The organism is Thermithiobacillus plumbiphilus, from assembly GCF_038070005.1.
Lineage (GTDB): Bacteria > Pseudomonadota > Gammaproteobacteria > Acidithiobacillales > Thermithiobacillaceae > JBBPCO01.
The window spans coordinates 1-22,121 of the sequence record NZ_JBBPCO010000013.1 but is presented as its reverse complement, the minus strand read 5'-3'; the positions used below and the strand labels follow the sequence as shown (position 1 = coordinate 22,121).

General features: G+C 63.1%; 24 protein-coding genes. All 24 read left to right on the top strand.

Features of this window, described 5'->3' with window-relative positions; genetic code table 11:
• Positions 1-11 precede the first annotated feature (11 nt).
• Positions 12-371 carry a flagellar hook-basal body complex protein FliE gene (gene fliE / locus WOB96_RS12450; protein ID WP_341371620.1) on the top strand — a complete coding sequence of 120 codons (360 nt, stop codon included), beginning with the start codon at positions 12-14 and terminating at the stop codon, positions 369-371.
• 14 nt (positions 372-385) lie between these two features.
• Entirely contained in the window at positions 386-2,053 is a 1,668-nt protein-coding gene (gene fliF / locus WOB96_RS12445) for a flagellar basal-body MS-ring/collar protein FliF (RefSeq protein ID WP_341371619.1), read from the top strand.
• Positions 2,043-3,050: a flagellar motor switch protein FliG gene (gene fliG, locus WOB96_RS12440; RefSeq protein ID WP_341371618.1), complete on the top strand. Its 1,008-nt coding sequence runs from the start codon at positions 2,043-2,045 to the stop codon at positions 3,048-3,050. The genes fliF and fliG overlap by 11 nt, the downstream gene beginning before the upstream one ends.
• Position 3,051: 1 nt before the next feature.
• The gene (locus WOB96_RS12435; protein WP_341371617.1) at positions 3,052-3,759 is read left to right on the top strand and encodes a flagellar assembly protein FliH; all 708 of its coding nucleotides are present in this window, start codon (positions 3,052-3,054) and stop codon (positions 3,757-3,759) included.
• Positions 3,759-5,108 (top strand): flagellar protein export ATPase FliI, encoded by a 1,350-nt coding sequence (gene fliI / locus WOB96_RS12430; protein WP_341371616.1) that lies wholly within the window; start codon positions 3,759-3,761, stop codon positions 5,106-5,108. The genes WOB96_RS12435 and fliI overlap by 1 nt, the downstream gene beginning before the upstream one ends.
• A 3-nt stretch (positions 5,109-5,111) precedes the next feature.
• The gene (gene fliJ, locus WOB96_RS12425) at positions 5,112-5,561 is read left to right on the top strand and encodes a flagellar export protein FliJ (RefSeq protein ID WP_341371615.1); all 450 of its coding nucleotides are present in this window, start codon (positions 5,112-5,114) and stop codon (positions 5,559-5,561) included.
• A gap of 53 nt (positions 5,562-5,614) precedes the next feature.
• On the top strand, positions 5,615-6,643 hold the full coding sequence (locus tag WOB96_RS12420; RefSeq protein ID WP_341371614.1) for a flagellar hook-length control protein FliK: 1,029 nt from the start codon (positions 5,615-5,617) through the stop codon (positions 6,641-6,643).
• Positions 6,644-6,828: 185 nt separating this feature from the next.
• The gene (locus WOB96_RS12415) at positions 6,829-7,326 is read left to right on the top strand and encodes a flagellar basal body-associated FliL family protein (RefSeq protein WP_341371613.1); all 498 of its coding nucleotides are present in this window, start codon (positions 6,829-6,831) and stop codon (positions 7,324-7,326) included.
• A gap of 11 nt (positions 7,327-7,337) precedes the next feature.
• Positions 7,338-8,369, top strand: coding sequence for a flagellar motor switch protein FliM (gene fliM, locus WOB96_RS12410; RefSeq protein WP_341371612.1), 1,032 nt, complete (start codon positions 7,338-7,340; stop codon positions 8,367-8,369).
• The gene (gene fliN / locus WOB96_RS12405; RefSeq protein WP_341371611.1) at positions 8,359-8,889 is read left to right on the top strand and encodes a flagellar motor switch protein FliN; all 531 of its coding nucleotides are present in this window, start codon (positions 8,359-8,361) and stop codon (positions 8,887-8,889) included. The genes fliM and fliN overlap by 11 nt, the downstream gene beginning before the upstream one ends.
• A 50-nt stretch (positions 8,890-8,939) precedes the next feature.
• Positions 8,940-9,359, top strand: coding sequence for a flagellar biosynthetic protein FliO (gene fliO, locus WOB96_RS12400; protein ID WP_341371610.1), 420 nt, complete (start codon positions 8,940-8,942; stop codon positions 9,357-9,359).
• On the top strand, positions 9,352-10,113 hold the full coding sequence (fliP, locus tag WOB96_RS12395; RefSeq protein WP_341371609.1) for a flagellar type III secretion system pore protein FliP: 762 nt from the start codon (positions 9,352-9,354) through the stop codon (positions 10,111-10,113). Before fliO ends, fliP begins: the two co-directional genes overlap by 8 nt.
• Entirely contained in the window at positions 10,110-10,382 is a 273-nt protein-coding gene (fliQ, locus tag WOB96_RS12390) for a flagellar biosynthesis protein FliQ (RefSeq protein WP_423229748.1), read from the top strand. Before fliP ends, fliQ begins: the two co-directional genes overlap by 4 nt.
• On the top strand, positions 10,382-11,167 hold the full coding sequence (fliR, locus tag WOB96_RS12385; RefSeq protein WP_341371608.1) for a flagellar biosynthetic protein FliR: 786 nt from the start codon (positions 10,382-10,384) through the stop codon (positions 11,165-11,167). Before fliQ ends, fliR begins: the two co-directional genes overlap by 1 nt.
• Positions 11,168-11,191: 24 nt before the next feature.
• On the top strand, positions 11,192-12,334 hold the full coding sequence (gene flhB, locus WOB96_RS12380) for a flagellar biosynthesis protein FlhB (RefSeq protein WP_341371607.1): 1,143 nt from the start codon (positions 11,192-11,194) through the stop codon (positions 12,332-12,334).
• Positions 12,331-14,418 carry a flagellar biosynthesis protein FlhA gene (gene flhA, locus WOB96_RS12375; protein ID WP_341371606.1) on the top strand — a complete coding sequence of 696 codons (2,088 nt, stop codon included), beginning with the start codon at positions 12,331-12,333 and terminating at the stop codon, positions 14,416-14,418. The genes flhB and flhA overlap by 4 nt, the downstream gene beginning before the upstream one ends.
• Positions 14,415-15,917 (top strand): flagellar biosynthesis GTPase FlhF, encoded by a 1,503-nt coding sequence (flhF, locus tag WOB96_RS12370; RefSeq protein ID WP_341371605.1) that lies wholly within the window; start codon positions 14,415-14,417, stop codon positions 15,915-15,917. Before flhA ends, flhF begins: the two co-directional genes overlap by 4 nt.
• Positions 15,918-15,968: 51 nt before the next feature.
• Positions 15,969-16,811, top strand: coding sequence for a MinD/ParA family protein (locus tag WOB96_RS12365; protein WP_341371604.1), 843 nt, complete (start codon positions 15,969-15,971; stop codon positions 16,809-16,811).
• Positions 16,808-17,605 carry an RNA polymerase sigma factor FliA gene (locus tag WOB96_RS12360; RefSeq protein ID WP_341371603.1) on the top strand — a complete coding sequence of 266 codons (798 nt, stop codon included), beginning with the start codon at positions 16,808-16,810 and terminating at the stop codon, positions 17,603-17,605. Before WOB96_RS12365 ends, WOB96_RS12360 begins: the two co-directional genes overlap by 4 nt.
• Positions 17,606-17,648: 43 nt before the next feature.
• A complete protein-coding gene (locus WOB96_RS12355; protein WP_341371602.1) occupies positions 17,649-18,503 on the top strand; it encodes a CheR family methyltransferase in 855 nt (284 codons plus the stop codon).
• Positions 18,504-18,515: 12 nt separating this feature from the next.
• Positions 18,516-18,902 carry a chemotaxis response regulator CheY gene (gene cheY, locus WOB96_RS12350; RefSeq protein ID WP_341371601.1) on the top strand — a complete coding sequence of 129 codons (387 nt, stop codon included), beginning with the start codon at positions 18,516-18,518 and terminating at the stop codon, positions 18,900-18,902.
• Positions 18,903-18,926: 24 nt separating this feature from the next.
• The gene (locus tag WOB96_RS12345) at positions 18,927-19,652 is read left to right on the top strand and encodes a protein phosphatase CheZ (protein WP_341371600.1); all 726 of its coding nucleotides are present in this window, start codon (positions 18,927-18,929) and stop codon (positions 19,650-19,652) included.
• Between the two features lie 12 nt (positions 19,653-19,664).
• Complete coding sequence (locus WOB96_RS12340) at positions 19,665-21,689, top strand: chemotaxis protein CheA (RefSeq protein WP_341371599.1); 2,025 nt, start codon at positions 19,665-19,667, stop codon at positions 21,687-21,689.
• Positions 21,690-21,708: 19 nt separating this feature from the next.
• The coding region (locus tag WOB96_RS12335; protein WP_341371598.1) for a response regulator at positions 21,709-22,121 on the top strand (413 nt) is incomplete at its 3' end.

The following is a 22,121-nucleotide window of genomic DNA, read 5'->3' as shown; positions in this document are numbered from 1 at the left end:
ACGGATATTGCTTGGAATTCGCAAAGTATAACGATCGGGGCGACATCATGGAAACCAAGGGTATCGATCAACTGCTGGCGCAACTGCAGGCAAGCACCGCGCTGGCGCGGGGTGAGGCCGCCAAGCCCGCTGAAGGTGCCAGCAATGGCGCGGACTTTGCCCAGACCCTGCAGTCGATGATGGGACAGGTGAATACCCAGCAGGTGGACGCCGAAAAAATGGCGCAGGCCTTCGCTGCCGGCGACCCGCAGGCCAATCTGCATGAGGTGATGAGCGCTCTGCAGAAGGCCAACATTTCCTTTCAGGCCATGGTTCAGGTACGCAACAAGTTAGTGACGGCGTACCAGGACATCATGAACACCCAGGTCTGAGCTGAGCATATTCCATGGCCGCAAGCGCGCGTGATCTTCTGGCTGGCCCCAGCCAGCGTTTCAGCAGCCTGAGTCCGACCCGGAAGGTCGGGCTGCTGGCGGTGCTGGCGGCTGTCCTGATTGCCGTGGCCGGCAGTCTTTTCTGGTCGGGGAACCCCGAATACAAGGTGCTGTTCAGCAATCTCGGGGATCGCGATGGCGGGCTGGTGATCGACGCCCTGCAGAAGATGAATGTGCCCTACAGGATGGCCGATGGCGGCGGCGCGATCCTGGTGCCGGCCGACAGGGTCTATGAAACGCGCCTGAAGCTCGGTGCCGAGGGCCTGCCCAAGGGCAGCGGCGTGGGCTTTGAGCTGCTTGACAACGAGAAGCTCGGCACCAGCCAGTTCGTCGAGCAGGTCAATTACCAGCGCGGCCTGGAAGGCGAACTGGCGCAGTCGATCAAGTCGCTGGCGGCGGTGTCGGATGCCCGCGTGCATCTGGCGCTGCCGCGCCAGTCGGTGTTCGTGCGTGATCAGGAGCAGCCGACCGCCTCGGTGGTGCTTACCCTTTATTCGGGCCGCCAACTGGAAGAGAGCCAGATTGCCGGCATCGTGCATCTGGTGTCGAGCAGCGTGCCCAAGCTCTCGCCCGAGCGCGTCAACATCGTCGATCAGAGCGGCAGGCTGCTGACCCGCCCCAATGGCGGCGTCAGCGCCAGTGGGTTGAACGCCAGCCAGCTCGATTACGTGCACCAGATGGAGCGCCAGTACGCCAAGCGCATCGAGGATATCCTCACACCTATCCTCGGCCCCAGCGGCGTGCGCGCCGAGGTGTCGGCCGATGTCGATTTCTCGCAGACCGAGCAGACCTCGGAAACCTATAACCCCAATACCACACTGGTGCGCAGCGAACAGCGCAGCACTGACAGCAGCGTGGGCGCCGGGGGGACGATGGGCGTGCCGGGCGCGCTCTCGAACCAGCCACCGGGTGCCGCCAACGCGCCCTTCACCGCGCCCACGGCCTCTGCAGCTGCCAGCGTTGCCACGGCGCCGACCAGCAGCCATGCGGAATCCGTCATCAATTACGAGCTCGACAAGACCATCAGCCACACCAAGCAGCAGGTGGGCGTCGTCAAGCGCCTGAGCGTGGCGGCGGTGGTGAACAACCGCCCGGTGGTCAACAGCAAGGGCCAGGTCGAATACAAGCCCCTGACACCGGCCGAGCTGACCCAGGTCACCAATCTGGTGCGCGATGCCATCGGCTTCAATACCGCCCGTGGCGACAGCGTCAACGTGGTCAACATGGCCTTCAATGGCGTCCAGGCGCAGGCCCCCGAGCCGGAGCTGCCGCTCTGGGAGCAGCCCTGGATACTGGATCTCGCCAAGTATGGGGTGTGGCTGATTCTCGGGATTCTGCTGATCTTTGGTGTGCTTCGGCCGCTGATGAAAGGCCAGAAAAAGGCCGCAGGACCTGAGGGCGAGGATGCCGTGCTGGCCCTGGATGCGACCGGCAAGCCGGCACTGGCAGTGGAGGACAGCATGCCCGAGCTGACACCGGCGCTGGCCCATGCCGGCGCCAGTCAGTTGCCGCCGCCGGTGGTGGGCTATGACGCGGACAAGCAGGTGGTGCGGGAGCTGGTGAACCAGGACCCGCGCAAGGCGGCACAGGTCATCAAGGAGTGGCTGAACGATGGGGGATAATGCCGAACTGAGCGGGGTGGAACGCAGCGCCATTCTGCTGCTGAGCCTCGGCGAGGACGATGCCGCCGAAGTTATGCGCTATCTCTCCCCGAAGGAGGTGCAGAAGCTCGGCATCACCATGGCTGCCCTGCAGCGGGTCTCGCGCGAGGAGGCGGAACTGGTGCTGCGCGATTTCCGCGAGCGCCTGGAGCGCATGACAGCCCTTGGAGTGGGTACCGATCAGTACATCCGCAACATGCTGACCAAGGCGCTGGGGCAGGACAAGGCCAACAACCTGATCGAGCGCATCCTGCATGGCGGCGAGGCTTCGGGTCTTGAAAACCTCAAGTGGATGGATGCCCGCGCCGTGGCCGAGCTGATCCGTCTCGAGCACCCGCAGGTGGTGGCGATGGTGCTGGCCTACATGGAGCCGGATCAGGCCGCCGAGGTAGTGCAGTTCCTGCCGGAGCGTCTGCGCAAGGAGGCACTGCTGCGGGTGGCCACCCTGGAAAGCGTGCAGCCCGGCGCTCTGCGCGAGCTCAACGAGATCTTCGAGCAGCAGCTCTCCGGTAGCGGTGATCGGGTCCATGTCTCCTCGCTGGGTGGCATCAAGGCTGCCGCGGATATCATCAACAAGCTCGAAGGCGCGACATCCACCCGCATCATGGATGGCATCAAGGATCAGGATGGGGATCTGGCGCAGAAGATCCAGGACCAGATGTTCGTCTTCGATGACCTGATCGGCGTCGATGACCGTGGCATTCAGGCCCTGTTGCGCGATATTCCGTCCGAGACCCTGATCTTTGCGCTCAAGGGCGCCAATGGCGATCTGCGCGACAAGTTCTTCAAGAACATGTCCAAGCGCGCCGCCGAGATGCTGCGCGACGATCTGGAGGCCAAGGGACCGGTGCGAGTCAGCGAGGTCGAGGGCGCGCAGAAGGAAATTCTCGCGATTGCCATGCGCCTGGAGGCGGCTGGCCAGATCGCACTGGGTGGCAGCGGCGAGGCGATGATCTGACATGAGCAAGGTCATACCCAAGGAACAGTTGTCCGCCTATGAACGCTGGGAACTCCCGGCCATGGGCGAGCATGATCCGCAGGTCGAGGAAATGCCCTCGCGCCAGGCCCTGCCCACCGCCCAGGACATCGAGCGCATCTTTCAGGAGGCACGCGCCGAGGGCCTGGTCCTGGGCCGCGAGGCCGGGCAGGCCGAGGGCTTTGCGGCGGGCTTCCAGCAGGGCATGCGCGATGCCGCGCCACGCAAGGCCTTGCTGGAGAGCATGATCAGTTCGCTGGCACGGCCGCTGGCGCAATCCGATGAGCAGGTCAGCCGGGAACTGCTGGCCCTGGCGCTGGAGATTGCACGCTTCGTGATCCGCGCGGAAATCCGGCAGCAACCCGAGCGCCTGCTGGATGTGATCCGCGAGGCCATGAACGGCCTGCCGGTGAGTGCCACCCAGGTGCAGGTCATTCTGCATCCCGAGGATGCCCATTTGTTTCGGGCCGAGATGCCGGACATGGAGGCCGAGGGTGTGCGCGTGCTGGAGGATGCCAGCATGGAGCGCGGCGGCTGCCGCATCCTGGCGGACAGTGCCGGCAAGGCCTTCCCCGAACGACGCTGGCATACCCGCAAGATGGTGCATGCCGAGTCCGAGATCGATGCCCGCATCGAGCAGCGCTGGCGCGAGGCCCTGAACGTCCTGCTGGGCGAGGAGCTGGTGTCCTGATGCAGGCCGAACGCGCCCGTATTTGGGCCGGTAATCTCGCCGAATACCGTCAGCGTCTCGAAAACGCCCCAGGCAAGCTGAAGACCAGCGGCAGCATCGTGCGCATGGTGGGTCTGGTGCTGGAAGCGGCGGGTTTCCAGGCGAGCATCGGCCAGCGTTGCGCCATCGAGAGCCCCGAGGGGCGCCCCTATGACGCCGAGGTGGTCGGCTTCAATGGCGATCGTCTGCTGCTGATGGCCGCCAGCGACATTCAGGGCCTGGCGCCGGGCGCGCGGGTCACGCCTACCGGGCGTGCCACCGAGGTGGCGGTTGGCCCGGCTCTGCTCGGGCGAGTGATCGACGGCGCCGGCCGGCCGCTGGATGGACTCGGGCCGATCCGCGCCGATGCCCATGTGCCGCTGGCGGGCCGTGCCATCAACCCCATGGAGCGCGCGCCGATCCGCACGCCGCTCGATGTCGGGGTGCGCGCCATCAATTCATTGTTCACCGTGGGCCAGGGCCAGCGCATGGGTCTGTTTGCCGGCAGTGGCGTGGGCAAGAGCGTGCTGCTGGGCATGATGGCCCGCTATACCAGCGCCGACGTGACGGTGGTTGGCTTGATCGGTGAGCGCGGCCGGGAAGTCAAGGAGTTCATCGAGAACATCCTCGGCCCCGATGGGCGGGCGCGTTCGGTAGTGGTGGCGGCCCCGGCCGATGCCCCGGCGCTGCTGCGGCTGCGTGGTGCGGCCCTGGCCACCGCCATTGCCGAACATTTCCGTGATCAGGGCAAGCAGGTATTACTGCTCATGGATTCCCTGACCCGCTATGCCATGGCCCAGCGCGAGATAGCGCTGGCGGTCGGCGAGCCGCCGGCCACCAAGGGCTATCCGCCCTCGGTATTCGCCAAGCTGCCGGGCCTGGTGGAACGCACCGGCAATGGTCGCGAAGGGCAGGGGGGCATCACCGCCTTTTATACGGTGCTGACCGAGGGCGACGACCAGCAGGATCCCATCGCCGACAGCGCGCGCGCCATTCTCGATGGCCACGTGGTGCTGTCAAGGCGGCTCGCCGAGCAGGGGCATTACCCGGCCATCGACATCGAGGCCTCCATCAGTCGCGTCATGCCGGAGATCGTCAGCCATGAACAACTCAAGGGGCTGCATGCCTTCAAGCAGCTCTACAGCCGGTATCAACGCAATGAGGATCTGATTCAGGTGGGTGCTTACGTCAGCGGTTCCGACCCCTTGCTGGACAAGGCCATCGCGCTGCGCCCGGCCATGGAGCAGTTCCTGCAGCAGGACATGCGCACGCCGGTGCCGCTGGCGCCCAGCCGGGATCAGTTGCTGAACCTTCTGCATCAGGCCGGATAAGCCATGGCCAATCCCGCCACCATGCGCCGCCTGATCGACCTGTCCCGCCAGAAGATGGATGCGGCCGGGCAGTATCTGGCGCAACTCCAGCAGCACTGCCGGCTGGCCGAACAAAAGCTTGCCATCCTGCAGCAATACGCCGGCGAATACCGGGCGCGACTGGGCCAGCGTCAAGTCAGCGGGCTGGATATCGCCTCGATGCAGGAATATCTGCGCTTTCTCAAGCAGCTCGATCATGCCGTGCAGGCCCAGACCCAGGAAGTGGCGCGTCACCAGCGGTTCTGCGACATGGCCCTGCGCCAGTGGATGCAGGCGCGCCAGTCCGTGAAGGGCTTCGAGACCCTGGAAAGCCGCCAGCTTGCCGAGCAGCATCTCCTGGAACTCAAGCAGTTGCAGAAGGTGATGGATGAATATGCCAGTCGCGCTGCGGCCGGGCCGTGCAAGCTGGCCTGAAGCTTGCAAGCAGCTCTGCAAAGCAGTTGCTCAACGCTTGAAAAGGAGAACCGATGAACCCCGTTTCGATCAAGGCCCCCAATATGCCCGCGCAGGATGCCAAGACGCCCGCGGCGCAGCCAGATAGCAAGCATGCTGGCGCGCAGGATGTGTTTCGTATGCTGATGGCGGGTTTCGGCGCGCAGGCCCTGGCGCCTGAAGCCCTGAATCTGGCCGGCAAGGCCGGGCAGGACTTGCGAAATGCAGATGGCGAAGCCTTGCCCGAGGCGGGCCTTGATGCCGACGAGGACGGCAAGGACTTGCCGCAGGGGGATGCACTGGTGGATTTTGCCATGCTGGGATTGCCCCTGCATCAGCCCCAGTTGCTGGCCGGGAATGCGGTATCCGGGAAGGCTGATGTCAGCAGGGGGGGGCAGGTCGCCGTCGCGGGTGCCGGCCAGGACCTTGATATGTCTGGCGAGACTGGCCTTGTCACGACAAGGACCAGTCTGGCGGGTGCCGAGGATTTCTCCGCGCTGTTGCAGGCCGGCTTGCCGGACAAGGTCTCTAGCGTGGAAACCGGGAATCAGCCTCTGCCGCCAGTGAGCCTGAACCTCAACCAGCAGTCCCAGGCCTTGGCGGCCAGGGTGCCGGTCGATGCCGGCAATCTGCCGGTGCCGGTGGGTACGCCTGAGTGGTCGCAGGGGCTGGAGCAGAAGGTGGTATGGATGTTCGGTCGGCAGGAGCAGAATGCCACCCTGCAGCTCAATCCGCCGCAGCTCGGGCCGCTGGAGATCCATCTGCACATCAAGGACGATCAGGCCACGGCGCTCTTCGTCTCGCCGCATGGCGCGGTGCGCGAGGCCATCGAAGCCGCCATGCCGCGCCTGCGTGAGAGCTTCCAGGATCAGGGCATCAATCTCGCGGGTAGCTGCCTTTCCCAAAACGCCGCCGAGCAGTTCGCCCGCCGCGAGGACAATGGTCGCCAGCCTGCATCCTGGGGCGGCCAGCAAACGGACGCCTTGGCGGATGCCGAGCACGGCGTATCCATCCAGGGCGGTCCTGCGACACGTGGCGAGGGCCTGGTCAATCTCTTCGCCTGATTTTCACTTCAGCGACGGCCGGGCATTCGTCTGGCCGTCAAATCCCGCCCTAAGCCCCGTCAAAATCCCGTCTCCTGTTTTGAAACATTATCCCAAGTTGTTGAAAAGCCTTGCCTAAAATGCATCCCTGGAGCTGGTCCGCTTCTTGCTAGTATCCTGGCGTCCAATGAATACCGGGAACCGATATGGCCAAGGCAGATGCAATCAGCGCGCAAGGCGCGGAAAAACCGAAAAAGAAAAAGACCCTGCTCATCGCATTGCTAGCCCTGCTCGTCGTGGGCGCCGGTGTTGGTGGTGGCGCCTTCTTCTATCTGAAATCCAGCCCCGCAAGCGCGGAGGCGGCGCACGAGAAAAAGGGACCACCCAGTTACATCAAGCTCGAACCGGCGGTGGTCAACATCAGCAACGGCGAGGATTCGCATTATCTGCAGGTCAGCATCGATCTGAAGACCTTTGATTCCAAGGTGGAGGAAAATGTCACCCTGCTGATGCCGGAGATCCGCGACGGAATTCTGACGCTGCTGTCAGGCCAGAACCCCGATACCGTCACCCAGCCGGCCGAGCGCGAGAAGCTGCGTCAGCAGATCAAGGCGCTGGTGAATCGCCTGCTGACGGCGCATGGCAAGGACAAGGACAAGGAACCGGTGGACGGTGTGTTCTTCACTGCCTTTGTCATGCAATAAGGGAACGCATCATGGCCAATGACATCCTTTCCCAGGAAGAAGTGGACGCCCTCTTGAAGGGCGTCAGCGGGGGTGACCTCGATCTTTCCGAGGACGAGGAAACCCCTGACGGTCCGGTCCGTAGCTATGACCTGACCAGCCAGGACCGGATTGTCCGCGGCCGGATGCCGACCCTGGAAGTCATCAACGAACGCTTCGGCCGGCTGATGCGCGTGAGCTTTTTCAATTTCCTGCGCCGCACCGCGGAAATCTCGATCGGCCCGGTGCGGCTGCTCAAATATGGCGAATTCGTGCGCAGCCTGGTGGTGCCGAGCAATCTCAACCTGGTACACATGAAGCCGCTACGTGGCACGGCATTGCTGATCTTCGATCCCAAGCTCATTTTTTCGGCGGTGGACAATTTCTTCGGTGGTGACGGGCGCTTTCATGCCCGCATCGAAGGACGCGATTTCACGCCGGTGGAGCAGCGCATCATCCGCCGCATGCTCGACATGGTCATGCAGGATCTGACGAACTCCTGGCATCCGGTGGTGCCGGTGGAGTTTGAGTACACCCGTTCCGAGGTCAACCCGCAGTTCGCCAGCATCGCAACGCCCAGCGAGGTGGTGGTGGTCACGACCTTCTCTCTGGAGCTCGATGGCGGTGGCGGTGATTTTCATGTCTGTATGCCCTATTCGATGATCGAGCCGGTGCGTGATCTGCTGGTGGCCGGTATGGCCAGCGACCGCATCGAGGTGGATCAGCGCTGGATCACTGCCTTGCGCGAGGAGATGCAGGAGGCGGCGGTGGAGCTGAGCACTCGCTTCGTGCAGGTGCAGTTGAGCCTGCGCGACATCCTGAACCTTAGAAAGGGTGACGTGATCCCCATCGAGATGCCCGAGGAGGTCGTTGCCTGCGTCGATGAAGTGCCGGTGCTCAAGGGTAAATACGGCGTTGCCAACGAAAAATACGCCGTGAAAGTAACCAGTGTTACGGTGCCCAAGCGCTACGAAAAGGGGCTGGCGGCATTGCAAACGGAACAAGAGGTGGCAAATGGCAGATAATCCGGACGACATTCTGGCCGAACTGGAGGCCGCAGGGGGCGGGGGCGGCGAGGCCTCGGACATGGACATGTGGGAGCAGGCCCTGGCCGAGCAACTGGAGGCCGAGCAGGCCGAGAAGCCAGAGAAGGCCGAGCAAGCCGCGCCGGCAGCCTCTGACGGTGCAGCAGGCGTCAATGCAAAGCCCGCAAAGGCCGCGAGCGCGCCGGCAAAGCCCGCGCCCTTTCCCTCATTGCAGCCCGAGGCCGGCGTGCAGCCGGTCTCGCCCAATCTGGATCTGATCCTCGACATCCCGGTGACGCTCTCGGTGGAGCTCGGGCACACCAAAATGCAGATCCGCAACCTGCTGCAACTGGCGCAGGGGTCGGTGGTGGAACTCGACCGGCTCGCTGGCGAACCCATGGACGTGCTGGTCAACGGCTGCCTGATCGCCCAGGGTGAGGTGGTGGTCGTCAACGACAAATTCGGCATTCGGCTCACTGATATCGTGAGCCCTGCCGAGCGCGTCAAGAAACTTCGCTAGGCGTCAAAATAATGACAGTAAACCTTCATCGAAGCGCCAAACCCCTATTGATGGGCACTGGCGCACTCATTCTGAGCACGCTGAGCCTGGATGTGCTGGCGGCCAGCGCTGCGCCGGCATCCCCGGTATCGTTCTGGAGCCTGTTGCAGGTGCTGCTGGGACTTGGTGTGGTGCTCGGCGCGGTGGTGCTGGCCGCCTGGGGCATGCGCCGTCTGCAGCCCGCAGGCTGGACCGGCAGGGGCCCCCTGCGGGTGCTCGCCATGCTGCCGCTGGGTACCCGTGAGCGCGTGGTGCTGGTGAAAGTGGGTGAGGAGCAGGTATTGCTCGGCGTCACAGCCACGCAAATCAATAGCTTGCTGGTGCTTTCCAAACCTCTGGATGAATCGCAGTTCGGTGCGCAGGAAACCCTTCCTCAATTCCCGGACTGGCTGAAAAAAGCCCTGCAGGCCCGTGAGAAGAAAGATGTTTAATCCGCTCCTGAAAAAATCCGGCCTGGCAATCCTGGCCCTCCTGCTGGGTCTGCTGCCTGTGCTCGCTCAGGCCGCCAATGGCCTGCCGGCCTTTACCTCCACCCCGGCGCCGGGCGGCGGGCAGACCTACAGCCTGAGCATCCAGACCCTGATGCTGCTCACGGCCCTGACCTTCCTGCCGGCGGTGCTGCTGATGATGACCGCCTTCACCCGCATCATCATCGTACTGGCCCTGCTGCGCCAGGCGCTTGGGACCATGCAGACGCCGCCGAATCAGGTGCTGGTGGGCCTGTCTCTTTTCCTGACCTTTTTCGTGATGGGGCCGGTGTTCGATCAGATCAACAACACTGCCCTGCAGCCCTTGATGCAGAACCAGATCGAGATGCAGGAGGCGATGCAGCGCAGCGTCACGCCGCTGCGCACTTTCATGCTGGGCCAGACGCGCCAGGATGATCTTGCATTGTTCGTGCGCCTGTCGCGCAGCGAGCCTATCCAGTCGCCCGAGGTCACGCCGCTGAAGGTGCTGGTGCCGGCCTATGTGACCTCGGAACTGAAAACCGCCTTCCAGATCGGCTTCCTGCTGTTCATACCCTTTCTGATCATCGACATGGTGGTGGCGGCCGTGCTCATGTCCATGGGCATGATGATGCTGTCGCCGGTGACCATTTCCCTGCCATTCAAGCTGATGCTATTTGTTCTGGTGGATGGCTGGAACCTCGTGATCGGCTCCCTTGCCCGGAGTTTCTACACATGATGACCCCTGAAACGATCATGACCATCGGCCAGCAGGCGCTGCAGCTCACCTTGCTGATTTCCGCGCCGCTGCTGCTCACGGCTTTGGCCGCCGGTCTGCTGGTCAGCCTCTTCCAGGCCGCCACCCAGATCAACGAAATGACCCTGAGTTTCATTCCAAAGGTCGTCGCCATGGCTTTTGTGCTGCTGCTTACCGGCCCCTGGATGCTGCGCCTGCTGATGGACTACACCCGGCGCCTGATCGAAAACATTCCGAACACGATCGGCTGATGATCAGCTTCACCAGCGCCGAGCTGGCCGCCTGGGTCGGCGCCTATCTCTTTCCCTTCTTCCGGATCCTTGCCCTGCTGTCCACCGCGCCAGTTTTTGGCGCGCCCCAGATCACCATCCGCCTGCGCATTGGCCTTGCCATGGTTATCGCCATCCTGCTGGCGCCGCTCCTGCCGCCCATGCCGGCCGTGGAGGCCCTGTCCGTGGCCAGCGCTTTGATCATCGCCCAGCAGATCCTGATCGGTGCTGCGATGGGACTGGTGATGCGCATCGTCTTTGCCGCAGTGGAGTACGCCGCCCAGGTCATCAGTCTGCAGATGGGCCTTGGTTTCGCCACGCTGCTCGATCCGCAGAACGGCGCCCAGACGCCGGTGATCGGGCATTTCTTCTCGCTGCTGGCGACCCTGGCCTTCCTGGCGACCAACGGGCATCTCCTGATGATCGCGGCCCTGGCCGAAAGCTTCCAGGCCTTTCCGATCCTGCTGGGGCAGGGCGTCGACCCCCAGGCCTGGCGTATGTTGGTGGAATGGGGCGGCGCTATTTTCCGCATTGGCATCATCCTTGCATTGCCGGTGATGGCGGTGCTGCTGGTGACCAATATCGCCCTGGTGATTCTCAGCAAGGACTCGCCGCAACTGAATATCTTTGTGATTGGTTTCCCGCTGCTGCTCGGACTGGGGTTCTGGAGCCTGGTGGTGGTCCTGCCTTACCTGACGCCCGTTCTTACTGGCGGGCTGGGTCAGGGCTTGCGGACCATCGAGGCCTTCCTGCAGGTCCTGAGCTGAGCGGCCGGAGAACGTGGAGCAGGCATGGCCGAAGAAAGCTTCCAGGAAAAAACCGAAAGTCCTTCCCCCCGACGAGAACAGGAGGCGCGGGACAAGGGCCAGGTGGCCCGGTCTCGCGAACTGTCCACCGGGATGGTGCTGCTGGCATCGGCTGGCGGACTGATGGCCATGGGGCCGGGCTTGTATCGAGCCATGGCTGAAATGCTGGAACAGGGTCTGCATATCGATCGTCAGGCGGCCTTCGATCCGGCCCTGATGCTTACGGCGGCTGCGGCGCCTCTTTCCAAAATGGCTGTCATCTTCACGCCGCTGGCTTTGCTGCTCCTGCTGGCGGTGATTCTCCCCAATTTCCTGGTGGGCGGCTGGATCTTCAGTTCAAAGGCCCTGATGCCGGACTTCAGCCGGCTCAGCCCGGCCAAAGGGCTGGGGCGCATGTTCTCAAAGCACGCCCTGATGGAGCTGGTGAAAGCCATCCTCAAGCTGCTGGCGGTGGGCGGCGTGGCGCTCTGGGTGCTCTGGGATGCGCGCATGGATCTGGTGTCGCTGGCCAACGAGCCCTTTAGTCAGGCTTCTACGCATCTGGGCAGCCTGGCCCTGCGCATCTTCCTGATCCTGGCCGCCGCGACGGCGCTGGTGGTGGCGGTGGACGTGCCCTTCCAGCTCTGGTCCCATCATCAGCAGCTCAAGATGACGAAGGAGGAAGTGCGGCAGGAGTCCAAGGAAAGTGACGGAGATCCGCATGTGAAGGGCCGCATCCGCGCCCTGCAGCGCGAGGCGGCGCGCAAGCGCATGATGAGCGAGATCCCGACTGCCGACGTGGTGGTCACCAATCCGACCCATTTCGCCGTGGCCCTTCGCTACAAGGATGGCGGCATGCGCGCGCCGCAGGTGGTCGCCATGGGCGCCGACTTTTTGGCGGCCCGCATCCGGGAAGTGGCGCAGGAACATTATGTGCCCATCCTTGAAGCGCCGCCGCTGGCGCGCGCCCTGTATCACAACAGCGATATCGGCCAGGAAATCCCCGCCGCCCTTTATACGGCGGTGGCGGAAGTGCTCGCCTATGTCTACCAGTTGCGGGTTTACAAGCAGCAAGGCGGCGCCGCGCCCCAGGCCCCGCGCGAGCTGGATGTGCCGGCGGATCTCGACCCCCTGAGTAATGCCCAATGAATGACGCCCTGCGTAACGCACTGAAGTTCATGCCGCTGAAGGAATTTGCCGGGCCTATTCTCATCATCCTCATCCTGAGCATGATGATTCTGCCGCTGCCGACCTTCCTGCTGGATTTGTTCTTCACCTTCAACATCGTGCTGTCGCTGATCGTGCTGATGGTCAGCCTCTATACCGTGCGCGCCCTGGACTTCGCCGCTTTCCCGACGGTGCTGCTGATGGCCACCCTGCTGCGATTGTCGCTGAACGTGGCCTCCACCCGGGTGGTGCTGATGCATGGCCACAATGGCCCGGACGCCGCCGGGCACGTGATCGAATCTTTCGGCAGCTTCGTGGTGGGCGGCAATTACGCCGTGGGGCTGGTGGTCTTCATCATTCTCGTGATCATCAATTTCGTGGTGATCACCAAGGGCGCCGGGCGCATCGCCGAGGTCGGCGCTCGCTTCACCCTGGACGCCATGCCCGGCAAGCAGATGGCCATCGACGCCGATCTCAACGCCGGACTCATTGGCGAGGACGAGGCCCGTAAACGTCGCGCGGAAGTGGCGCAGGAGGCCGAGTTCTATGGCGCCATGGACGGCGCCAGCAAGTTCGTGCGCGGGGACGCCATCGCCGGCATTCTGGTGATGGTGATCAACATCATCGGCGGCTTCATCATCGGCGTGGCGCAGCATGGGTTGCCCATGATGGAGGCTGCCCAGACCTATACCTTACTGACCATTGGCGACGGCCTGGTCGCCCAGATCCCCGCCATTATCATCTCCACTGCAGCGGGCGTGGTGGTCAGCCGGGTGGGCACGGGGCAGGATCTTGGGCAGCAAATGATTGGCCAGCTCTTCACCCGTCCCGAGGTGCTGGGCCTGACTGCTGGCATCATCGGCCTGCTGGGTCTGGTGCCGGGCATGCCGCACTTCGCCTTTCTCACCCTCGCTTTGGCTCTGGGAGCCTGGGCCTACTACCTGCGCCAGCAACGCCAGTTAGCGGCGACCAAACCCGAGGCTACGGCCCAGGCAGCGCCGGCAGCGCCGGCCGAGTCCAACGAAATCACCTGGGATGACATCGTGCCGGTTGACCCATTGGGCCTTGAGGTTGGCTACCGGCTGATCCCGCTGGTGGATCGCAACCAGCAGGGAGAGTTGCTGGGTCGCATCAAAGCGGTACGCAAGAAATTCGCCCAGGATCTGGGCTTCCTGGTGCCGCCAGTGCATATCCGCGACAATCTCGAACTGGCGCCCGGCGCCTACCGCATCACCCTCAAGGGCGTGCAGATCGCCGGCGGGGAGATTCATCCGGACCAGTTGCTGGCCATCAATCCGGGGCAGGTCCTGGGCGAGCTGCCCGGCACGCCGACTCAGGACCCGGCCTTTGGCCTGCCGGCCTTGTGGATCAGCCCGGATCTCAAGGCCAGCGGTCAGGCGCTGGGCTACACCGTGGTGGATCCCGCCACCGTGGTCGCCACGCATCTCAGTCAGCTCATCAATGCCCATGCCCAGGAGCTGCTCGGGCGCGAGGAGGTGCAGCATCTGCTGGATCATCTGGCGAAAAGCGCGCCGAAGCTGGTGGAGGATCTCGTGCCAAAGCTGCTGCCGCTGGGCACGGTTCAAAAAGTGCTTCAAAGCCTCTTGCAGGAGGGCGTGCACATCCGCGATCTGCGCAGCATCGTCGAGACTTTGGCGGATCACGCCAGCCGTAGCCAAGATCCTGACGTCCTGACGGCCGCCGTGCGCGTGGCCCTGGGCCGCGCCATCGTGCAGCAGCTCTTTCCCGCCAGTGCCGAACTGCAGGTCATGGCTCTGGACCCGAACCTGGAACAGATCTTGCTAAATAGTTTGCAAGCCGGTCAGGGCGAGGGCACGGCGCTGGAGCCGGGACTCGCCGAGCGCATGCTCACACAGAGCGCTCAGGCGGTGCAGGAGTTCGAGAACATGGGGATGAATCCGGTGCTGGTGGTACCCGCACCCATCCGTCAGGTGATGTCGCGCTTCCTGCGCCGGGCCGCCAGCCAGTTACATGTGCTTTCCTACGCAGAAATTCCGGAAAGCCGGACAGTTAAGATGATCAGGGTCTTGGGAGGCCAGGGATGAAGATTAAAAGATTCTATGCAGAAAGCAGCCGCGAGGCCCTGCGCCAGGTCAAGGAGGCCCTCGGCCCGGATGCTGTCATCCTGTCCAACCGGCAGGTGGAGGGCGGGGTGGAGATCATCACCGCCATCGATTTCGACGAGGCGGCGCTATTGGAAGAAGAGGCACGGGAGGCGGCACCTGCACCAACCCCGGTGGCCGCACCCGTACCGGCGCGCCGCGAGGAAGCGCCTACGGCAAGGCCCAGCAAGGCTGACCAGTATGCCAATCTCGGCGTACCCGTAGCAGTCACCGACGCTGCCGAGGAGCAGGTTTCCTTCGCTGCCCGCCTGAAAAGCGTTCAGGACAAAACTACCAAGCCCGCCCCACGCGCCACACCTGCCATGTCGACACCGGTGAAAGTCGAAGCCGCGAGCGTGCCAAAGCCAGTGCAGGCCTCTGCAGCACCGGTCTCGGCGCCTGTGGCGGCTGCCCCGCAGCGCCCCGCGCCCATACCAATTACCCAGGCCCCTGCGGCCGAGGACAGCACCCTGGCCACCATCGCCGCATTGAAGGATGAACTGCAGCAGATGCGCCGGATGGTGGAAACCCGCCTGCAGATGCCCGAAGCGCCGATAGCACAGCCCGAGCCGGCGCCGCAGCCGGTGCGCATGCCGGAAGCCGCAGCCCCCAATTATGCGCTGATGCCGTTGATCCAGCTTGGTTTCAGCACCCGCATGGCGCGCCAGATCCTCGCTGCCTCCGGTAGTCAGGAGGCCAGCGACAGCACCGGCCTGCTGCGCCCCTATCTCGAGGCCAATCTCAAGCTGGTCGGTCCGACGGCCGACCAGGGCGGCATTCTCGCTCTGCTTGGCCCCACTGGGGTGGGCAAGACCACCACCATTGCCAAGCTCGCCGCGCGCTTTGCATTGAAATACGGTGCCGATCAGGTGGCTCTGCTGACCACTGATACCTACCGTATCGCTGGCACCGAACAGTTGCGCGTGTATGGCCGCATCCTCGGCATTCCGGTGGAAGTGGTGCAGGACGGCCTAGCCCTGCAGGAGCGCCTCGACGCCCTGGATCACAAAAAGCTCATCCTGATCGACACCGTGGGCTTCAGCCCGCGCGATGAGCGCATCAAGAAGCAACTTGCCATCCTTGCCGCTCCGCGCCAGCAGATCCAGCGCGTGCTGGTCCTGAATGCCGCCGGCGGGCGCGCCCATCAGCAACTCGTCATGGATGCCTACGGCCAGCAGGGACTGGAGGGCTGCATCATCAGCAAAACCGACGAAACGCCGAAGCTTGGCGAGGTGATGGATCTCCTGCTGCAGCATAACCTCCCGCTGAGTTTCTACACCGATGGCCAGCGGGTGCCCGAGGACCTGCATCGAGCGGATCTTGGTGCTGTCATGGATCTGCTTTTCCCCAGCGATCAGGAACCAGCCCGGACAACGGCCGAGCGTATGCCACCTGATGCCCCCTTTGGCGAGCGCATGCGCCTCGCCGCTTACTCCCTCTAACCACAGCATCCGAGAGACAATGCCATGGATCAGGCGGAAGGATTACGCCGTATGCGCAACAACAAACCAGTACGTGTCATCGCGGTGGCCAGCGGCAAGGGGGGCGTGGGGAAGACCAATGTGGTCGCCAACATGGCGGTTTCCTTCGCCAAGTACGGCAGGAAGGTCATGGTGCTCGACGCCGATCTCGGTCTCGGCAATATCGACGTGCTGCTGGATCTCGCACCGCGCTTCAATCTGAGTCATGTGGTGCGCGGCGAGAAGACGCTGGAGGAAGTGCTGGTCGAGGGCCCGCATGGCATCCATGTCGTGCCCGCGGCCAGTGGCATACAGGCCATGGCCGAGCTTGATCTGCGCGCCCAGGCGGCCCTGGTACAGTCCTTCGGTGATCTCAGTTTACCCCTGGATATCCTGCTGATCGATACCGCCGCTGGTATCTCCAGCAGCGTTCTCACCTTCAGCCTGGCCGCCCAGGAAATCATCGTGGTGATTTCCAACGAGCCGACCTCAATCACCGACGCTTATGCATTGATCAAGGTGCTCAGCCGTGACTATGGCCACCGCCGTTTTCGCCTGCTGGCGAACATGGTGCGGGATGCCCAGGAAGGCCGCGAACTCTTCAACAAAATCCTGCAGGTGGCGGATCGCTACCTCGATGTCTCGCTGGACCTGATGGGCATGATTCCCTTCGATGCCAAGCTGCGTCGTGCCGTGCAGCACCAGCGCGCGGTGACGGACGCCTTCCCCAATGCGCCCTCGACCCAGGCTTTCCACCGTCTGGTTACCACCGCCGAGCGCTGGCCCATGCCGGTGGGTAATGGTGGGCGCCTGGAATTCTTCATGGAGCGCCTGATCGCTGGCAGCCACAACCTGCTGGATGAAGCTTCCGCATGAGCCTGCCGCAGTTCCTGCCTGATCCAGCCCAGGAAGTCGATACCCTGGTGCGCCAGCATGCCGGACTGGTGCGACGCCTTGCCCATCAGTTATTGGCCAAGCTGCCACCGAGCGTGGATCTCGATGACCTGATCCAGGCCGGCATGATCGGCTTGCTCAATGCCGCCCGGCACTTCGAGGGTGGGCAGGGGGCCCAGTTCGAGACTTATGCCGTAACGCGGGTGCGTGGCGCCATGCTCGATGAACTGCGTCAGCACGACTGGCTGCCCCGGCGCAGTCGCCAGAAGGCGCGTCAGGTCCAGCAGGTCATGCAGCGGCTCGAACAGCAGCTTGGTCATCCGCCGAGCGGCGAGGCCGTCGCCGTGGCGCTGGGCATCAGTCTGGATGAATATTATCAGATACTTGCCGAGTGTCGTGGCGCGCAGATTCTGCATCTGGAAGATCTGCATGATGCAGAAGATGACGGATTTCTGGACCGCCATGTCTCCAGCAGCGGCTCCGGCCCGCAGGACATTCTCGAAAGCAACCGCTTTCAGGGCGACCTGCAGGCCGCCATCATCAGTCTGCCCGAGCGCGAGCGCCTGGTGCTCAGTCTCTATTATCAGGACGAGTTGAACCTGCGCGAGATCGGCGCGGTGCTGGATGTCAGCGAGTCGCGTGCCAGCCAGATCCTCAGTCAGGCCACTCTGCGGCTGCGCGCTCATCTTCAGGGCTGGATGGATACAAGCGGCGCGCCTGTGCAGAGCTCGCGTGGTCGGCCCAAAAAGTCGCGAGCCCAACCTTCAGTTTCCTGAATGTGTGCCGTAAACCCCTATAGAAACCAATCGGACCGCCATGATGCAAAGCAGTACACAGCTTGCCCTCAGTGACTCAGCCTTCGGACGTCTGCGTCAGCAGATCGAAAAGCGCAGCGGGCTGCATTTTCCCGAGGAGAAGCGCTATCTGTTGGAAAACCGTCTTGGACAGCGTCTGAAGGATCTCGCACTGCACAGTTTCGATGCTTATGCCAGTCACCTCGCCAGCCTCGACGGCGCGGATGGCGAATGGGACGTGTTGCTGAACCTGGTGACCACCCGCGAAACCTATTTTTTCCGCGAGGCCTCGCAGCTTGATCTGATTACCAGGGAGTTGCTGCCTCAATTATTGCCAGCCAAGCGCCAGCGCGGGGACAGTAATCTGCGGGTGTTCAGCGCGGCCTGCTCTTCGGGCGATGAAGCCTATACCCTGGCCATCCTGTTGCAGGAAAGCTCCGGCCTCCCTATCGGTCTCCGCTGGGAAGTGACTGGCATGGACATTTCGCCGCAGGCCATCCAGCAGGCTCAGGCGGCCATTTATGGCACTTACGCTCTGCGCCATCTACCGGCCGGAATGCTGCAAAAGCATTTTCAGGAGGTGCCGGGGCAGGGCTGGCAGCCGGTCAGCCAGTTGCGTCAGCGGGTCAGCTTCCGCCGCGGAAACCTCATGGACCCTCTGCAAGTGCGCACCAGCGGGTTGCACGATATCATCCTGTGCCGAAACGTCCTGATCTATTTCGATGCCGAAGCCCGGCGCAGCATTCTCACCAACCTCGCCGCGAGCCTTGCGCCTGGTGGCTTCCTGCTGACCGGCTTTTCGGAAACCCCCAAGGATGGGGTTCCGGGCCTGGAGGTCCGGCGTTTCGGTGTACATACCGTTTATCAGAAAGCACTTTAAGAGGACCGGATTTTGGATCAGAACATCAAAATTCTCATCGTGGACGATTTCTCGACAATGCGCCGCATCATCAAGAATCTGCTGCGTGAGCTGGGCTTCAACAATACCGACGAAGCCGAGGACGGCGACGTGGCCTTGAACAAGCTCAAGAATCATCCCTATGACTTCGTCGTCACCGACTGGAACATGCCCAACATGCCGGGTATCGAACTGCTGCGCGCCATCCGCATGGACCCCGAGCTCAAGAGCATCCCGGTGCTGATGGTGACTGCCGAGGCCAGGCGCGAAAACATCGTCGAGGCAGCCGAGGCCGGCGTCAACGGCTATATCGTCAAGCCCTTCAACGCCGCCACGCTCAAAACCAAGCTGGACAAGATCTTCGAGCGGCTGAACGCCTGATTCCGGCCTGCCAAAGGATGAACAATGCAAAATAACAAGCAGGAAATCCGGGAACACCTTACAGCCCTCAATGCCGCGCTGGACCAGGACGACCAGGACGCAATCGCTGAATCGCTCAAGGCCTTGGCCCGGGTCCATGACCGTGACATGTTCCAGGAACTGGGCCGCATGACCCGCGACCTGCACCAGTCGATCCAGGAGCTGTCCTTTGATCCCGGTCTCAAGGACCTGGCGGAAAACGAGCTCCCCGATGCCAAGGCGCGTCTGCAGCACGTCATCGACATGACGGAGAAGGCCGCCCACCGCACCATGAATGCCGTCGAACTGCTGATTCCCCTGCAGGATCCGGCCATCCAGGAGGCAGAAGTCCTGCTGGATGCCTGGAGCAAGCTCTACAGCCGCGAAATGGCGCCGCAGGACTTCGCCGGCTTCGCCCAGGGCATGCAGTCCTACCTCGAGCGGGCGCGTCAGGACAGCGAGTTCACCCGCACCCATCTCACCGAAATCATGATGGCGCAGGAATATCAGGATCTCTCCAGCCAGATCATCCGTCGTGTCATCCAGCTCGTGCAGACCGTCGAGGAGCAACTCGTGCATCTGGTTCAGGCCTTTGCGCTCAAGAGCAACAGGGAAACGCCCGAAAGGCAGGGCGAAAAGCTGGAAGGCCCGCAGATCGACCCGAAGTCGCGCACGGATGTCGTCTCCAGTCAGGACGAAGTGGACGAACTGCTGTCGAGTCTCGGATTTTAAGGGGGAATGCCCATGTATCACGCAGAGGGGATGGAAGACATCCTGCAGGACTTCCTGGTCGAGGCCGGAGAACTCCTGACCCAGCTCGACGAGCAACTCATCCAGCTTGAAGGCCGGCCGGACGACAGGAACCTGCTCAATGCCATCTTCCGTGGCTTTCACACCATCAAGGGCGGCGCCGGCTTCCTCAATCTCGAATCCCTGGTCGACATCTGTCACCACGCCGAGAACGTCTTCAATGGCCTGCGCCAGGGCGAGCGCGTCCTGTCCACCGACATGATGGACGTGATCCTGTTTGCCTATGATGCCGTCAAGGGCATGCTCGACGCCGTGGCCGCCGGTCAGCCCATGACCCCGGCCTCGCCCGATCTGATGGCGAAGCTCAATGCCCTGGCCGAGGCCGCGCCGGTCGCCGAACCGGCTCCGGTGGTGACTATTGCGGAGCCTGTCAGGGCGCCAGTGCCACCTGTCGTAGTCGAGCCGGTCCCGGCGCCACGCTTATCCGATCCGGCACCCGATGCCGCGCAGGACGAGATCAGCGAGACGGAATTCGAAGCCCTGCTCGATGCTCTGGAAGCACAGAAAGCCAACATAGCCCCTGATGCAGCATCGGCAGCAATCCCGGCCGCCGGGGATGAAATCAGCGAAGAAGAATTCGATGCCCTGCTGGACCGGTTGCACGGCAAAGGCGCGTCAGCCCCTCAGGTGCCCGCGCCGGCAGCCGCCTTGCCGGCCATGCCTGCGCCAAACCCTGCCCCAGCGCCTGAACCTGCTGCTCCTGTAGAGCGCATGGAAGCCCGGCCGGCCCGAGAAGCCGCTGCGCCCGCACCTGCCGAAGACCCGGATCTGCTGCGCCCGGCAGCGGCCAAGGAGGAAACCACCATCCGCGTCGATACCCGGCGCCTTGATGAAGTGATGAACCTCGTCGGCGAACTGGTCCTGGTGCGTAACCGTATCCTCACGCTTGGCCATGGCACCGAAGCAGAGGGCCATGAAGCCGCTGCCGCGCATCTCGATCTGGTGACCTCCAGCCTGCAGGCTGCGGTCATGAAGACCCGCATGCAGCCGATCAAGAAGGTCTTTGGACGCTTCCCGCGCCTGGTCCGCGACATCGCGCGCAACATGGGCAAGGAAATCGAGCTCGAACTGCAAGGCGAGGAAACCGATCTCGACAAGACCCTGGTCGAGGAGCTTGCCGACCCGCTCGTGCATCTGGTGCGCAATGCCGTCGATCACGGCATCGAGACCCCCGAGCAGCGCATCGCCGCCGGCAAGCCCGCCCAGGGCCGGGTGGTGCTCTCCGCCCAGCAGGAAGGCGATCACATCCTTATCACCATTGCCGATGACGGGCGTGGCATGGACCCCGAGCAGCTCAAGCGCAAGGCTATCGAAAAGGGCGTGCTCGATGAGGATGGCGCCAGCCGTCTGGATGAGCGCCAGGCTTTCAACCTGATCTTCGCGCCGGGTTTCTCCACCAAGGAAGTGATTTCCGACATTTCCGGCCGCGGCGTCGGCATGGACGTGGTCAAGACTCACATCACCCGGCTCAATGGCGCCATCGACATCCATTCAAGGCTGGGGCAGGGCACTACCTTCCTGATCCGCCTGCCGCTGACGCTCGCCATCATCCCGACCCTGATGATCGGGCTCGGTGGCCAGACCTTTGCGCTGCCGCTGAGCCTCGTGCGCGAGATCTTTCATCTCGACATGGCCCAGACCCGCGTCGTCAATGGCCAGCAGGTGGCGCTAGTGCGCGAGGAAGTGCTGCCGCTGGGCTACCTTGGCCAATGGCTGCATCTCGGCCACGGCTCACAGCGCGACGGCAAGTCCTATGTCGTGGTCGCGGTGATTGGCGAGCAACGGGTGGGCCTGGTGGTGGATGAGCTGTTCGGCCAGGAAGAGGTCGTCATCAAGTCTGTCGGCAGTCTACTGCAATCCATCCGTGGCTTTGCCGGCGCCACCATCACCGGCAATGGCCGGGTGGTGCTGATCCTCGACATTCCCAATCTGCTGATGGCCAACGGCCTGATGCGCTAAGTTTCAAAAGAGCAAGCCCATGCCTGTCCGAGTTCTGATCGTAGACGACTCCGCCTTCATGCAGCGCACCCTGCGCGACATGCTTGAAGGCGATGGGACCTTTGAGGTCGTCGGTACCGCCGCCAATGGCAAGCAGGGCGTGGAGCAGGTACTGGCCCTGAAGCCGGATGTCGTCACCATGGATGTGGAGATGCCGGTGATGGATGGCGTCAGCGCTGTGCGCGGCATCATGGCCCGGCGTCCCACGCCCGTGCTGATGTTCTCCTCGGTCACCCAGGAAGGCGCGCCCGCCACCCTGGACGCCCTGGAAGCCGGGGCCGTCGACTTTCTGCCCAAGCGCTTTCAGGACATTGCCACCGAGCGGCATCAGCTCCAGAAACTGCTGCGCGACAAGGTGCGCCAGACCGCTTCCGCCCGCACCCGGCTTGGCAG